This window comes from Mycobacterium sp. PO1, from assembly GCF_017312405.1.
Taxonomy (GTDB): domain Bacteria; phylum Actinomycetota; class Actinomycetes; order Mycobacteriales; family Mycobacteriaceae; genus Mycobacterium.
This window is the reverse complement of the sequence record NZ_BLTG01000016.1, coordinates 110,751-123,509: the sequence shown is the minus strand read 5'-3', so window position 1 is coordinate 123,509 and position 12,759 is coordinate 110,751. Positions and strand designations below refer to the sequence as shown.

Annotated in this window: 16 protein-coding genes and 1 riboswitch; of the genes, 6 read left to right on the top strand and 10 right to left on the bottom strand. The window is 68.8% G+C overall.

Annotated elements, in window-relative coordinates; all coding sequences use genetic code 11:
* From J3476_RS07190 to J3476_RS07175, 4 genes are all read right to left on the bottom strand, one after another.
* Positions 1–353, bottom strand: a 353-nt coding sequence (locus tag J3476_RS07190) for a transglycosylase family protein (protein WP_207065796.1), incomplete at its 3' end; no start/stop codon positions are given.
* A gap of 9 nt (positions 354–362) precedes the next feature.
* Positions 363–574: riboswitch (cyclic di-AMP (ydaO/yuaA leader) on the bottom strand.
* A gap of 244 nt (positions 575–818) precedes the next feature.
* Complete coding sequence (locus J3476_RS07185) at positions 819–1,094, bottom strand: MoaD/ThiS family protein (RefSeq protein ID WP_207065795.1); 276 nt, start codon at positions 1,092–1,094, stop codon at positions 819–821.
* Positions 1,095–1,097: 3 nt separating this feature from the next.
* Entirely contained in the window at positions 1,098–2,171 is a 1,074-nt protein-coding gene (moaA, locus tag J3476_RS07180) for a GTP 3',8-cyclase MoaA (protein WP_207065794.1), read from the bottom strand.
* Complete coding sequence (locus tag J3476_RS07175; protein ID WP_152518661.1) at positions 2,168–2,572, bottom strand: YccF domain-containing protein; 405 nt, start codon at positions 2,570–2,572, stop codon at positions 2,168–2,170. The genes moaA and J3476_RS07175 overlap by 4 nt, the downstream gene beginning before the upstream one ends.
* A 146-nt stretch (positions 2,573–2,718) precedes the next feature.
* On the opposite strand from J3476_RS07175, the gene J3476_RS07170 reads away from it, so the two are divergent.
* Both J3476_RS07170 and J3476_RS07165 read left to right on the top strand, forming a co-directional pair.
* Positions 2,719–3,129, top strand: a complete 411-nt coding sequence (locus tag J3476_RS07170) for a cold-shock protein (RefSeq protein WP_152518660.1) — start codon at positions 2,719–2,721, stop codon at positions 3,127–3,129.
* Positions 3,130–3,247: 118 nt separating this feature from the next.
* The gene (locus tag J3476_RS07165; RefSeq protein WP_207065793.1) at positions 3,248–4,264 is read left to right on the top strand and encodes a glutathione S-transferase family protein; all 1,017 of its coding nucleotides are present in this window, start codon (positions 3,248–3,250) and stop codon (positions 4,262–4,264) included.
* Here J3476_RS07165 and J3476_RS07160 read toward each other — a convergent pair.
* Together J3476_RS07160 and J3476_RS07155 are read right to left on the bottom strand one after the other, a co-directional pair.
* Positions 4,249–4,743 (bottom strand): DUF2771 domain-containing protein, encoded by a 495-nt coding sequence (locus tag J3476_RS07160; protein ID WP_207065792.1) that lies wholly within the window; start codon positions 4,741–4,743, stop codon positions 4,249–4,251. The genes J3476_RS07165 and J3476_RS07160 overlap by 16 nt on opposite strands.
* Entirely contained in the window at positions 4,740–6,458 is a 1,719-nt protein-coding gene (locus tag J3476_RS07155) for an MFS transporter (protein WP_207065791.1), read from the bottom strand. Before J3476_RS07155 ends, J3476_RS07160 begins: the two co-directional genes overlap by 4 nt.
* Positions 6,459–6,528: 70 nt before the next feature.
* On the opposite strand from J3476_RS07155, the gene J3476_RS07150 reads away from it, so the two are divergent.
* On the top strand, positions 6,529–7,599 hold the full coding sequence (locus J3476_RS07150) for a DUF3027 domain-containing protein (protein WP_207065790.1): 1,071 nt from the start codon (positions 6,529–6,531) through the stop codon (positions 7,597–7,599).
* Here the strand turns inward: J3476_RS07150 and J3476_RS07145 are convergent.
* Positions 7,596–8,048 (bottom strand): SRPBCC family protein, encoded by a 453-nt coding sequence (locus J3476_RS07145; protein ID WP_207065789.1) that lies wholly within the window; start codon positions 8,046–8,048, stop codon positions 7,596–7,598. The genes J3476_RS07150 and J3476_RS07145 overlap by 4 nt on opposite strands.
* 11 nt (positions 8,049–8,059) lie before the next feature.
* Positions 8,060–8,329 (bottom strand): DUF2530 domain-containing protein, encoded by a 270-nt coding sequence (locus tag J3476_RS07140; protein ID WP_207065788.1) that lies wholly within the window; start codon positions 8,327–8,329, stop codon positions 8,060–8,062.
* A gap of 80 nt (positions 8,330–8,409) precedes the next feature.
* On the opposite strand from J3476_RS07140, the gene J3476_RS07135 reads away from it, so the two are divergent.
* Both J3476_RS07135 and J3476_RS07130 read left to right on the top strand, forming a co-directional pair.
* The gene (locus J3476_RS07135) at positions 8,410–9,240 is read left to right on the top strand and encodes an RNA methyltransferase (protein ID WP_207065787.1); all 831 of its coding nucleotides are present in this window, start codon (positions 8,410–8,412) and stop codon (positions 9,238–9,240) included.
* Between the two features lie 9 nt (positions 9,241–9,249).
* Positions 9,250–9,537: a DUF2537 domain-containing protein gene (locus J3476_RS07130; RefSeq protein WP_207065786.1), complete on the top strand. Its 288-nt coding sequence runs from the start codon at positions 9,250–9,252 to the stop codon at positions 9,535–9,537.
* Here the strand turns inward: J3476_RS07130 and sepH are convergent.
* Positions 9,505–10,305: a septation protein SepH gene (gene sepH, locus J3476_RS07125; protein WP_207065785.1), complete on the bottom strand. Its 801-nt coding sequence runs from the start codon at positions 10,303–10,305 to the stop codon at positions 9,505–9,507. The two genes, J3476_RS07130 and sepH, sit on opposite strands and share 33 nt — an antisense overlap.
* Positions 10,306–10,394: 89 nt before the next feature.
* Positions 10,395–11,519, bottom strand: a complete 1,125-nt coding sequence (serC, locus tag J3476_RS07120; protein ID WP_207065784.1) for a phosphoserine transaminase — start codon at positions 11,517–11,519, stop codon at positions 10,395–10,397.
* A 195-nt stretch (positions 11,520–11,714) separates the two neighbouring features.
* On the opposite strand from serC, the gene J3476_RS07115 reads away from it, so the two are divergent.
* Positions 11,715–12,743 carry a diiron oxygenase gene (locus J3476_RS07115; protein ID WP_207065783.1) on the top strand — a complete coding sequence of 343 codons (1,029 nt, stop codon included), beginning with the start codon at positions 11,715–11,717 and terminating at the stop codon, positions 12,741–12,743.
* Positions 12,744–12,759: the final 16 nt, after the last annotated feature.

Here is a 12,759-nt window from a genome sequence, read left to right as displayed (position 1 = left end):
CCGCCGCACGAGGGCCAGGCGCCCTTGCCCTGGGAAGCCAGGACGCGCTCGGCGACGGCGATCTGCTCTTCCTTGGTGGCGAGGTAGGCCGCCGGGGCGAACTCGCCACCACCGTGGCCGGACCAGGTGCTGGGGGAGAACTGCAGGCCACCGTGGTAGCCGTTGCCGGTGTTGATCGCCCAGTTTCCGCCGGACTCACAACGGGCAACCTGATCCCATTCGCCGTCGGTCGCTGCGCCGGCGTGGCCGGCTCCGGCGAGGCTGAGGCCGCCACCGCCGATGACCGCACCGGTGAAGGCGATCTTGGCGACGTTGACGGATGAAGAAGCGGGCTTGCGGTGCCGTCCACTCATGGGTGTGCGTCGTCCTCTCGTCGGCGCCTGCGAGGTCAGCTGTCGGGTTCGGGCTGGAGAGGTAGCCCGGCCGTCGTCGCCGAAACGGCGACGGCTTCACCCCAAGGAGCCAGTGGCTCCGGGTCCCGTTGTGTAGGCGGACCGATGGGTCCCCCGCCTCCATCCAGGTGGTGTCTCGTTGTCCCCGCGCGCCAACGGATGGAGTTAGGCGCAGTTGGTCACGCGGCAGGGCCATCGCGATGTGGGGGTCGATGGCCTGGTTCTGAACGGTAATCGGTCACCAGAATCCCGTCACCTTTTGACGCCGTCGGCGTTTCTGACCGGGGCAAATACTAATAAAACTCTAAATGCCCAGCACGGCCTGTTGTTCCTGCAGGTGCGGGTTGCCTCAACCGCTCCGTAGCCATGCCGTGACCATTCTGTTATGTGACGCAAATCACGGAATAGGTGGGCCCCGGCGGGCCGTCAACCCCCGGCGAACGGGGGGAGAACGTCGACCGTCTGGGTGTCGCCGAGCGCAGTCTGCAAGTCGCGCACCGCAACTCCGTCGCACAGGTACGAACACCGTGCCAGCACCGCCGACAGCCCCGCGCCCCGGTTGTGCAGCGTCTCTACCAGCTCGCCCACCGTCGTCCCGGCGGGCACGGTGATCGTCTCGTCCTCGACACCGGCCGCGGCGCGCGCCGCCGCGAAATAGCGGACGGTGACCCGCGCCTCGGCGTCGGTGGTCTCGGCTCGCACCGCCTAGCCTCCGATCGCGCTCATCGGCCGGTCCGGTTGGACGAAGCCCGGGTCGTTGATGCCGTGGCCCGCCGCCTTGGCCCACATCGCAGCGCGCCACGCGGCTTCGAGTGCGTCGTCGTCAGCGCCCGAGCGCAGCAGCGCGCGCAGGTCGGTCTCCTCACGCGCGAACAGGCAGTTGCGCACCTGTCCGTCGGCGGTGAGCCTGCTGCGGTCACAGGCGGCACAGAACGCCTGCGAGACCGACGCGATGATGCCGACCCGTCCAGCCATCTGCCCGCGCCGGTGTACCTGCCAGAGTTGCGCCGGGGCGGATCCGCGCGGTGCCGGGTCCTCGGTCAGCGTGAAGTGCGTCCGCAGTGCGGCGAGCACCTCATCGGCCGACAACGCCCGGTCGCGTTGCCACGAGTGCCCCGCGTCGAGCGGCATCTGTTCGATGATGCGCAGTTGCAGCCCCTCGTCGAGGCAGAAGCCCAGCAGTGCCACCGCGTCGTCGAGGCCGGTGACCGGATCGAGTACCGCGTTGACTTTGACCGGGTCCAGTCCCGCCGCTCTGGCTGCGCGCAGCCCGGCCAGCACGTCGTCGAGCCGGTCGCGGCGGGTGATGGCCTTGAAGCGGGCCGGGTCGACGGTGTCCAACGAGACGTTGATGCGATTGAGCCCGGCATGGGCCAGCGCCTCGGCGCGAGCGGCCAGCCCGACACCGTTGGTCGTCAACGTGATTTCCGGGCGTGGACGAAGCCGAGCGGTGGCGCGCACGACGTCCTCGAGGTGCGGGACCACCAGCGGCTCACCACCGGTGAACCGGACGCTGGTGATGCCGAGGCGGGTCACGGCAAGACGAAGAAGCCGGATCAGCTCGTCGGCATGCAGTTTCTGCTCGCCCGGCATCCAGTCCAGCCCCTCTGCCGGCATGCAGTACGTGCAGCGCAGATTGCACAGGTCTGTCAGCGAGACACGCAGGTCTGTGGCCACCCGGCCGAAGGTGTCGATCAAGGGTCCTTCGGTCGGACACGGCGGAGCCGGGTCCGATGCCTGTCGGTGCACGCTGGGCACCCCGAGTGCGACGACGCTCACGGGGCGGCTCCGGCGGGGGTGTGGCGTTCGTCCACGGGCACGATCTCCTTGCCCAGCGGCCACAGCGAGATCGGGATCATCTTCAGGTTGGCCACGGCCAACGGGATGCCGATGATCGTGATGGCCATCGCGATGGCGGTGGTGATGTGGCCGATCGCCAGCCACACACCGGCCACGATGATCCAGATGACGTTGCCGACCAACGCGCCTGGGCGCGGACCGGGTTTGTCGACGACCGTGCGCCCGAAGGGCCACAGCGCGTACAACGCGATCCGCAACGACGCGAAACCGAAGGGGATGGTGATGATCAGCACGAAGCAGATCAGCGCCGCCAGCAGGTAGCCCAAAGCCAGCCACAGGCCGCCGAAGATCAACCAGATGACATTGAGTATCAGTCGCATCGTCTTCCTCCAGCGGTGACGGCCAGCCTACCGACATAAGGGGATGCTGGCCGCCGCGGCGTCCGAGTAGGATCAGGGCCGAACGCGTCCCGGCGCAGGCGGGGGCGCTTACTTTATGGCTTCAGACAGACAAGCAGGTGAGACCAGTGCCGACCGGCCGGGTGAAGTGGTACGACGCCGAGAAGGGCTTCGGGTTCCTCTCGCAAGAGGACGGTGAGGACGTCTACGTGCGGTCCTCGGCGTTGCCCGCCGGTGTGGAGGCCCTGAAGGCGGGGCAGCGCGTCGAGTTCGGCGTGGCCGCCGGGCGGCGCGGACCCCAGGCGCTGAGCCTGAAGCTGATCGACCCGCCCCCGAGTCTGTCGCGGACCCGTCGCGAAGCGGCCGCCGCCGAGCACAAGCACACCCCCGACGAACTGCACGGCATGGTCGAGGACATGATCACGCTGCTCGAGGGTGCAGTACAGCCGGAACTGCGCAAGGGCCGCTACCCGGACCGCAAGGTGGCCCGCCGGGTCTCCGAGGTCGTGCGGGCTGTCGCTCGGGAGCTCGACGCCTGAAACGCGGGTCCGGCGAGCCTGATGCGGCTGCCGGGGAGAGCCGGCGAGACCGAACCTCGGGAGAGTCGGACTCTCTGCGCGCAATTGGTTCGGACTCGGCGGGGGTAGAAAGAACCCCATGAGCTATGTGGCCGACCCGTCGAGCTCCGACGGCGAATTCAATCGGGACACCGACTACATCGACACCCGTATCACCGCCGACGGCAGGGACGGCTATCCCGTCGAGCCCGGCCGCTACCGCTTGATCGTCGCCAGGGCGTGCCCGTGGGCCAACCGAACCATCATCGTGCGCCGCCTCCTCGGCCTGGAGGACGTGCTGTCGATCGGGTTCTGTGGTCCCACCCACGACGAACGCAGCTGGACGTTCGATCTGGATCCGGGTGAGGTCGACCCGGTGCTGGGCATCCACTACCTCCGGGATGCGTACAACGCTCGGATTCCCGACTATCCCAAGGGGGTGACCGTCCCCGCGCTGGTGGATATCGAGAGCGGTCAGGTGGTCACCAATGACTACGCCCAGATCACCTTGGACTTCTCCACCGAGTGGTCGGCCCACCACCGCGCCGGCGCGCCGCAGCTGTATCCCGAGCCGTTGCGTGCCGAGATCGACGAGGTGGCCGAGCGGGTCTACACCGAGATCAACAACGGTGTCTACCGCTGCGGCTTCGCCGGGTCGCAGCGGGCGTACGAGCGCGCCTATGACCGGTTGTTCACCGCCTTGGACTGGCTCGAAGAGCGCCTGAGCGGGCAGCGGTTCCTGGTCGGCGACACGATCACCGAGGCGGACGTGCGGCTGTTCACCACCCTGGCCCGCTTCGATCCGGTGTATCACGGCCATTTCAAGACCAATCGCCAGAAGCTCGCCGAGTTCCCCGCGTTGTGGGCCTACGCCCGCGATCTGTTCCAGACCCCCGGCTTCGGCGACACGATCGATTTCGTCCAGATCAAGCAGCACTACTACCTCGTGCACAGCGACATCAACCCCACAGGTGTGGTCCCGAAGGGCCCCGACCTGTCCAACTGGCTGACGCCCCACGGGCGGGAAGCGCTGGGCGGCAAACCTTTCGGTGACGGAACGCCTCCGGGGCCGACGCGGGAAGGGGAGCGGGTCCCCGAGGGTCACTCGGCGGGCTGATCCCAGGTGGTGCGCACCGACCATTCCGCGTGCGGCACCGGGAATTCGTTGCCATCCTGGTCGCGCACCAACGTCGGCAGCTGCACGGCGATGCCCCGCAGCCGGCCCAACTGCGGGTCGACCGTCGGGATCGTCACGGCGAGTCTGCTGGCGGGCCGGAACTCCTCGACGCGGTCGCCGTCCTCGAAGGCGCGCAGCAGCACCCACGGTGCTTTCGCCACCTCCTGCGGCACCGACAACTGGACGGGGTGACGACCGCTCACCGGTAACTCGCCCTGCGAGGCGGGAACCACACAATCGGTCGGGTCGAGCACCTCGCACACGCGGTACGGCCCCACCCTGGTCAGCTCTCCGTGGGAGTAAGCCGAGATCTCGGGAAGGTGCGGATCGCTGTCGCTGGACAGCCGCCACACCAGCACGGCGGTACCGATCGAGGCCAGCAGCGCCACAGCCGCGAGCGCGGCGACTCCCCGCTTCATTCTCCGGTCACCACCGTTGCGTCGTCGCGCACACCTTCTTTCGCCGCCAGCACCGGGCGGTTACCGCCGAAGCCGGGCACCAGGGACTCGCCGCGGTAACTCAGCACCGTCTGGGCCAACCCGAGGATCAGAACCGCGGTGATCGTAGTGAAACCCACCCACAAGTCGGTGTAGATCAGCACACCGGTGGCGCCGCCCGCGACCCACGCCAGTTGCAGAAGCGACTCCGAACGACCGAACGCCGACGCGCGCGATTCCTCGGGCAGATCATCCTGCAGTGACGCGTCGAGTGACGCCTTGGCGATCGCACTGGCACCCGAGGTGATGAGCGTGGCCGCGGCCGCCACCAACAGACTGCCGGTCACCGCGGTCGCCAGCGCCGCCGCCGTCACCGCGATCGCGCAGCGCACCACGAGCTGCGCCGGATGACCGAGCTTCATGCGGGCAGCGGTGAAATTGCCGATGAAGTTGCCGATCGCCGCGGCCGCTCCGATCAAGCCGAGGATCCGCAGCTGTTCCCACCCGCCGGCGTCGTGGGCTTTGGCGACGAAAGCCGGGTACAGGAACAGGAAACCGACCATCACCTTGACGGTGCAATTTCCCCACAGTGCGGTGATGGTGTTGCGGCCCAGCGGCTGGCGGGCCTTGCCGAAGCGGGACGGCGCGCTCTCGCGGAGGAACTCACCGGAACCGCCGTGATAGCCCAGCGTGGCGGGTACCTCGCCTTCGGTGACCTCGACCCACTTGGGGATCCGCATGGAGAACAGCGCGCCGGCCATGGTGACCGCCACCACCACGTAGAGGGCGCCGGGCATCTGGAACAGGTTGAACCCCCATTCGGCGGCCGCCGCCACCGCGCCGCCGGCCATCGTGCCGCCCAGCAGTCCGAACATGGTCAGTCGCGAGTTCACCCGCACGAGGTCGATCGTCGGCGGCAGTACGCGCGGCGCCACCGCGCCACGTAGGACCGAGAAGGATTTGGACAGCACCATCATGCCCAGCGCACACGGGTAGAGCACCCAGGACGGGAAGGAGCCCGTCGCCCCGTCGTAGTTCGCGATCAGCACCACCGCCAGCACCGTGCGCAGCACGAACGAGCCCGCCAACGCCACCCGCCTGCCGTGCTGCAGCCGGTCGAGGGCCGGTCCGATCAGCGGGGCGATGACCGCGAACGGCGCGATCGTGATGAGCAGATACAGCGCGACGCGGCTCTTGCTCTCGCCGGTGGCGGCGGCGAAGAACAGCGTGTTCGCCAATGCGACGGCCATCGCCGCGTCCACCGCGAAGTTCGCGACCACGGGCCAGGTCAGCGCCGTCAGCCCCGACTTGTCGGCGCCGTCGGCGGTCGCGGCCCGGTGCACCAGGCCGTACATCTTCGAGCCCATCTCGCGGCTGCGATGGGCCGCGGCACGCGTCACCGTGATCTTGTCGGCGGTTCCCAACCGGCCGTCGGAGCCGTCGTAGCTGCCCTCCGCGGAGGCGCGATGGCGCGAGCTTTCATCGAGGGGCGGCAGCCACCGATTGTCGCTGTGCCGATCCGGACCGGTGCGGCGCGGCCTGCGCAGACCCGGGTTCAGGCCGGGATCGCTGGGGTAGTTGGCCATGCCGGGGTGCTCGTCGGCCGGGGGGCGCGGTGGGTAGTAGCGCCCACCCTGCCGACCCTCAGGGTCCCGGGGATCACGCCGCGCTCCGGTCACGTGTCGATTCTCCCTCATCGAGCCGACAGGGTGCGCAAGGGCAACCGGTGTGGCTTGTCGTTGTGTCCTTCGGGCAAGATTGAGGGCAATGGACAGCGTGACCGAACCCTCTCACCAGGACCTGACTCAGAGCGCCACCGGCCCCGAGCCGGTGACCGCGCCGTGGTCCGGAGACGTCGCACCCGGGCTGCAGTCGGTGCTGACCGGCGCCGTCGACGCGGCGCGTGCGGCGATCGAGGAACACAGCGGCGAGGGCACCGTGGGGGAGTATCTCGGCGCCGAGTTCGAGGACCCGACGTCGGCGACACACCGATTCCTCGCCGAGCTGCCCGGGTATCGCGGTTGGCAATGGGCCGTCGTGGTGGCCGCGTGCCCCGGCGCCGAGCACGCAACCATCAGTGAAGTCGTGCTCGTCCCGGGCCCGACGGCGCTGCTGGCGCCGAAATGGGTGCCGTGGGAGGAACGGATCCGGCCGGGGGATCTGAGTCCAGGCGATCTGTTGGCCCCGCCGCCCGACGACCCACGCCTGGTGCCCGGCTACGTGGCGACCGGTGACCCGATGGTCGACGAGGTGGCCACCGAGGTCGGACTCGGCCGGCGTCGGGTGTTGAGCCTGTGGGGCCGCCGGGACGCGGCACAGCGATGGCACGACGGCGACCACGGCCCGGGGGCGTCGATGGCGCGCGCCACCCGGCGGGTTTGTCGCGACTGCGGCTTCTACGTTCCGCTGGGCGGCGAGCTCGGTCTGATGTTCGGCGTGTGCGCCAACGAGTTCGCCTCCGACGGTCACGTGGTCGACGCCGAATTCGGTTGCGGCGCACACTCGGACACTCCGGCGCCGGCGGGAACTGGTTCGCCGCTGCACGACCCGTACGACGACGGTGTCCTCGACGTCACCGACGAGGGTGCGCGCGCGGCCGAGGAAGCCGCGGCGCAGCCTGTCGAAGAGGCCCCGGAGGAGCCGGCCGACGAGGCGGTGCAGCAGCCCGCGGAGGAGGCCGTCGAGCAGCCCGTCGACGCGGCGGCAGAGCGACCCCTCGACGCGGCGGCAGAGCGACCCGCCGACGCGGCAGAGCAACCCGCCGAGACGGCGGCAGAGCAACCCGCCGACGCAGCCGCGGAGCAACCCGCCGACGAGGCTGGGCAGCAGCCCGACTAGTTCTCCGCCGCGGCCTTGATGCGGGCCAGCGATGAGTTCATGCCTTCGATCAGTTCCTGCTCGAAGCTGGGCACCCCGCCCATGAACGAGTTGACCAACGTGTTCGAGATCGGCTTCACGCCGTTCTCGGCGTGGCGCGTCTCGACCAGCCGCGTGCCGGCTTCTGTGGGCTGCAGCTCATAGCTCCACACGGTGCCGTTCTCGTTGACACGGAAGGCCAGCTTCTTCTCGGGGACGAGCTCGGTGATGCGGCTGGTGGTGGGCCAGAACAGCAGTCCGCGCCGGTTGACGTTGACGGTGCGGGCGCCCTGGCGCATGCCGCCGAGTGGCTTCATCAGGCGGCACTGGGGGCTCCACCGCGGCATGTTGCCCAAATCCGACACCAGTTCCCATACTCGCGAGACGGGTGCGTTGATGTCGATCTGTGCCTGCAACAGCGGCGCTGCCATGAGCTTCTCCTTCAGGTGAGGCCGTGCTGGGCGCCGCGGCTCCCGCGGCGCACGGCGTGACGTTGCCACAGAAATATCGACGTGCCAAGCACGCCCACACCCAGCCCTGCGATGGTGATCGGCCGCCAGGTGTGCAGCGACTCGACGGTGAACGACAGGACCAGCGCAAGTAGCCACCCGCATGCGATGGCCACGATGACCGGCCGCGGGTCGAGCAACGCGGCCGGCAGCTCGGGTGGCTGCGGATTCTCCGCCGCCGCGCCCGGCGTCTCCTCGGTCATGCCGTCAACCTAACCCACGGGGTGCGGCGCCGACTGGGTAGTGTCGGGGCTGTGATAGCCGCTGGTCACACCGTCGCCGCATGACGGCTCACCACGTGTCCGAGTTGAACGTCGTCGACGTCACCGACCCCGCCGACCCGCGGCTCGACGACTTCCGTGACCTCAACAGTGTCGACCGCAGGCCCGACCTGCCCAGTGGCAAGGGTCTGGTGATCGCCGAGGGCGTCCTGGTCGTCCAGCGGATGCTGGCGTCGCGGTTCACTCCCCGCGCGCTGCTCGGCACCGACCGGCGACTCGCCGAACTCGGCGCTGACCTACCCGGGGTGTCGGCGCCCTACTACCGGGTCGAGGCCGACGTGATGGCCGAGGTGGTCGGGTTCCATCTCAACCGCGGGGTTCTCGCGTCGGCGTCGCGGGCCGCGGAGCTGAGCGTCGCCCAGGTGCTCGACGGGGCCAGGACGATCGCCGTTCTCGAAGGGGTCAACGACCACGAGAACCTCGGCTCGATCTTCCGCAATGCCGCCGGCCTCGGGGTGGACGCGGTGGTCTTCGGCGGCGGGTGCGCCGACCCGCTGTACCGGCGCGCTGTGCGGGTGTCGATGGGGCACGCGTTGCTCGTCCCGTTCGCGCGGGCTGCACGATGGCCGGCTGACCTGCAGGTGTTGCGCGATGCGGGCTTCCGGTTACTGGCGATGACGCCCGATGAGGGCGCGCCGCGTCTGGCCGAGGCCATGGACGGTCTGGCCGACCGCAAGGTGGCGATCCTCGTCGGCGCGGAGGGCCCTGGCCTGCAGGAGCACACCATGCGCGCCAGTGACGTGCGAGTGCGTATCCCGATGGCGCGGGGGACCGACTCACTCAACGTGGCCACGGCCGCGGCGTTGGCGTTCTACGAGCGGGACCGGGGATAGGACCGGCCGATGAGGACACGTGAGGAGGCCACGCCGTGGGCGACGGGACTGACGGTCGCAGCCTTCGTCGCCGCGGTCATCGGGACGGCGATCGTGGTGCTGAGCATCGGTCTGGCCCGGGTGCACCCGTTGCTCGCGGTGGGGCTCAACCTCATCGCGGTGGGCGGGTTGGCGCCGACGGTGTGGGGCTGGCGGGCGATACCGGTGTGGCGGTGGTTCGTGCTGGGATCCGGGATCGGTGTCGCGGGCGGATGGATAGTGCTGTTAACGCTCGCCGCCGCTGGAGCGAACGCCTAGCAGCACATCCTCCCAGGCGGGGACGGCCGGGCGCGCCTTGCTCTTGCGCGCACGCGCAGGCTTGGGCGCCGGCTGGGGCTCTTCCTCCGGCTCGATGTGCTGCTCGACCGGTGGGTGGGCGGGCTGCTCGGGTTCTTCGAGCGCCAGCTGGGGAACCGGCGCCAGGGGGCGCAGGGGCCGGCTGAAGTCGGGGTCGATGAGCTGCGAGGCGGCGTCGTCGAAGGCCGACACCGTGCCACCGTGGGCGCCCGGGGCGTAGCGGAAGTGCGCGACGTTGTCCGACATCCCCGCCTTCCACGCCAGCTGCACCGTCCAGCGGCCGTCCTCGTTGCGCCAGGCGTCCCACGTGGTGTCGTCCGGGTTCAACCCGCGCGCGACGAGTGCGGTCGTGACCGTCTCCAACAGGGTCAGCACCGACGGCCCGTCGGCCAGGATCGGGTGCGCGGCCGTGGCCAGCTCCGCGGCGCGGGAGCGCTCCAACAGCACCGGATGCGCGAAGCGCTCCACCCGCTCGATGTCGGCGCCCGAGGCCGAGGCGATCTGCTCGACGGAGGCTCCGGCGCGAATCCTGGCTTGAATGTCCTTGGGGCGCAGCACGTTGTGGACCTCGACATCGATCGTGGTTTGGTTCGAGCCGACTCTGTCGCCACGGACCGCGGCCTTGAGCCGGTCATCGGAGCGCAGCACGAACTTCTCGGTGGAGTCGTCGGTCTCGCAGATGATCCGCCTGCCGTCGACGTCGAGTCCGACGACCTTGAGCTCTCGCATGTCGACCTCCTCCGGGCTGTCGCAGGCCCGATGTTTTGGTCACCCTACTGTGTTATCAGTCCGTAACCGAGGTGACACGCGGCGGTCGGCTACAAACGCTGGACAACCCAGTCGATGCACTGAGTCAGCGCGCTGACGTCGTCGGGCTCCACCGCGGGGAACATGCCGACGCGCAGCTGGTTGCGGCCCAGCTTGCGGTAGGGCTCGGTGTCGACGATGCCGTTGGTGCGCAGGACCTTGGCCACCGCGGACGCGTCGACGTGGTCGGCGAAGTCGACGGTGCCGACCACCTGCGAGCGTAGCGCGGGATCGGCGACGAACGGGGTCGTGTACTCGGTCGTTTCGGCCCAGGCGTAGAGCCGCGCCGAAGAGTCGGCGGTGCGTTTGGTTGCCCACTCCAGCCCGCCGTTGCCGAGCAGCCAGTCGATCTGCTCGGCGAGCAGGATCAGCGTGGCGATGGCCGGGGTGTTGTAGGTCTGGTTCTTGACGCTGTTTTCGATCGCGATGGGCAGCGAGAGGAAGTCCGGCACCCAGCGCCCCGCCGCGGCCACCTTCTCCACCCGGGCGAGCGCAGCGGGGGACATCAGCGCGATCCACAGCCCGCCGTCGCCGGCGAAGTTCTTCTGCGGTGCGAAGTAGTAGGCGTCGGCTTCGGTGATGTCGACGGGCAGGCCACCCGCCGCGGACGTCGCGTCGATCGCGATCAGGGCGTCGCCGGCCCCCTGCGGGCGGTGCACCGGCACCGCGACACCGGTCGAGGTCTCGTTGTGGGCCCAGGCGATGAGGTCGACCGACGGGTCGCTGACCGGATCGGGTGCGCCGCCCGGGTCGGCCTTGACCACGATCGGGTCGCCGACGAACGGGTTATTGGCCACCGCCGAGGCGAACTTGGCGCTGAATTCCCCGTAGGTCAGGTGCAGCGAGCGGGTGTCGATCAGACCGAACGCGGCGGCATCCCAGAACGCTGTCGAGCCGCCGTTGCCGAGGATCACCTCATAGCCGTCGGGCAGGGAGAAGAGCTGACGCAGGCCGTCGCGGACTCTGCCCACGAGGTTCTTGACCGGCGCCTGGCGGTGTGAGGTGCCGAACAGGTCACCGGCCGCGGCCAGCGCCTGCAGCTGTGCGGGGCGGACCTTGGACGGTCCGCACCCGAATCGACCGTCGGCGGGCTTGAGCTCGGTCGGGATGGTCAGCGAAGTCGGGGCGTCGGCCATGGTTGCAAGCCTAGAACCGGCCATCGACCCCTCAGGATGCGGGCACCCCACGACCACGACTGTGATCTGGGACACATGTGATGTGGATAACCCGGCTAGGGCACAGCATGGAAAAGGGCCTGGTTAATTCCTGGGACCGTGGGTACTGTTACTGGACAGCGAGCAGACGAATGTAAAACGGCACGGGAGGCTGCAATGGCTGTCAAGACCGCAAGGACGCGCGTCATCCGGCGCTGGCGCAAGAACATGGACGTCCTCGACGACACCGAGTACGTCGACATGCTCAACACCCTGTCCGAGGGGTCGGTGCGGCGCAATTTCAACCCCTACACCGACATCGACTGGGATTCGCCCGAGTTTGCCGTCATCCCCAACGACGAACGCTGGATCCTGCCTGCGACGGATCCGATCGGCCAGCACCCGTGGTACCAGTCGCAGCCGGTCGAGCGGCAGATCGAGATCGGCATGTGGCGGCAGGCCAACGTGGCCAAGGTCGGTCTGCACTTCGAATCGATCCTGATCCGCGGACTGATGGAATACGCCTTCTGGGTCCCGAACGGATCACCGGAATACCGCTACTGCCTGCACGAGGCGGTCGAAGAGTGCAACCACACGATGATGTTCCAGGAGATGGTCAACCACATCGGTGCCGACGTGCCGGGCATGCCGCGGCTGCTGAAGTGGATCCAGCCGGCCATCCCGTTGGTAGCCGGGCCGCTGCCGATCCCGTTCTGGTTCGGCATCCTCGCCGGCGAGGAGCCGATCGACCACACGCAGAAGAACGTGCTCCGCGAGGGCAAGTCCCTGCATCCGATCATGGAGCGGGTGATGGCGATCCACGTCGCCGAGGAAGCCCGCCACATCTCGTTCGCTCACGAATACCTGCGCAAGCGGGTGCCCGACCTGCCCCGCCGCAAGCGGTTCTGGCTGTCGCTGTACGTCCCGGTCGTGATGCGCGTGCTGTGCTCGGCCATCATCGTGCCGCCGCGCGCGTTCTGGAAGGAATTCGACATTCCGCGCTCAGTGCGCAAGGAGATCTTCTTCAAGTCGCCCGGTTCGCGGAAGATGTTGCGGGACATGTTCGGTGACGTTCGCATGCTCGCCGAGGACACCGGCCTGATGAACCCGCTGGCCAAGTTGATGTGGCGGATCTGCCGGATCGACGGCAAGGCCAGCCGGTACCGCAGCGAGCCGCAGCGCCAGCACCTGGCGCCGGTCGCGTAACCGGAAGACCCACCGA

Excerpts from the sequence above, each read along its gene's own strand:
- J3476_RS07175 (WP_152518661.1), bottom strand. The coding sequence starts at position 2,572 with ATGCGACTGATACTCAATGTCATCTGGTTGATCTTCGGCGGCCTGTGG.
- J3476_RS07165 (WP_207065793.1), top strand. The coding sequence starts at position 3,248 with ATGAGCTATGTGGCCGACCCGTCGAGCTCCGACGGCGAATTCAATCGG.
- J3476_RS07160 (WP_207065792.1), bottom strand. The coding sequence starts at position 4,743 with ATGAAGCGGGGAGTCGCCGCGCTCGCGGCTGTGGCGCTGCTGGCCTCG.
- J3476_RS07155 (WP_207065791.1), bottom strand. The coding sequence starts at position 6,458 with ATGAGGGAGAATCGACACGTGACCGGAGCGCGGCGTGATCCCCGGGAC.
- J3476_RS07150 (WP_207065790.1), top strand. The coding sequence starts at position 6,529 with ATGGACAGCGTGACCGAACCCTCTCACCAGGACCTGACTCAGAGCGCC.
- J3476_RS07145 (WP_207065789.1), bottom strand. The coding sequence starts at position 8,048 with ATGGCAGCGCCGCTGTTGCAGGCACAGATCGACATCAACGCACCCGTC.
- J3476_RS07140 (WP_207065788.1), bottom strand. The coding sequence starts at position 8,329 with ATGACCGAGGAGACGCCGGGCGCGGCGGCGGAGAATCCGCAGCCACCC.
- J3476_RS07135 (WP_207065787.1), top strand. The coding sequence starts at position 8,410 with ATGACGGCTCACCACGTGTCCGAGTTGAACGTCGTCGACGTCACCGAC.
- J3476_RS07130 (WP_207065786.1), top strand. The coding sequence starts at position 9,250 with ATGAGGACACGTGAGGAGGCCACGCCGTGGGCGACGGGACTGACGGTC.
- sepH (WP_207065785.1), bottom strand. The coding sequence starts at position 10,305 with ATGCGAGAGCTCAAGGTCGTCGGACTCGACGTCGACGGCAGGCGGATC.
- serC (WP_207065784.1), bottom strand. The coding sequence starts at position 11,519 with ATGGCCGACGCCCCGACTTCGCTGACCATCCCGACCGAGCTCAAGCCC.
- J3476_RS07115 (WP_207065783.1), top strand. The coding sequence starts at position 11,715 with ATGGCTGTCAAGACCGCAAGGACGCGCGTCATCCGGCGCTGGCGCAAG.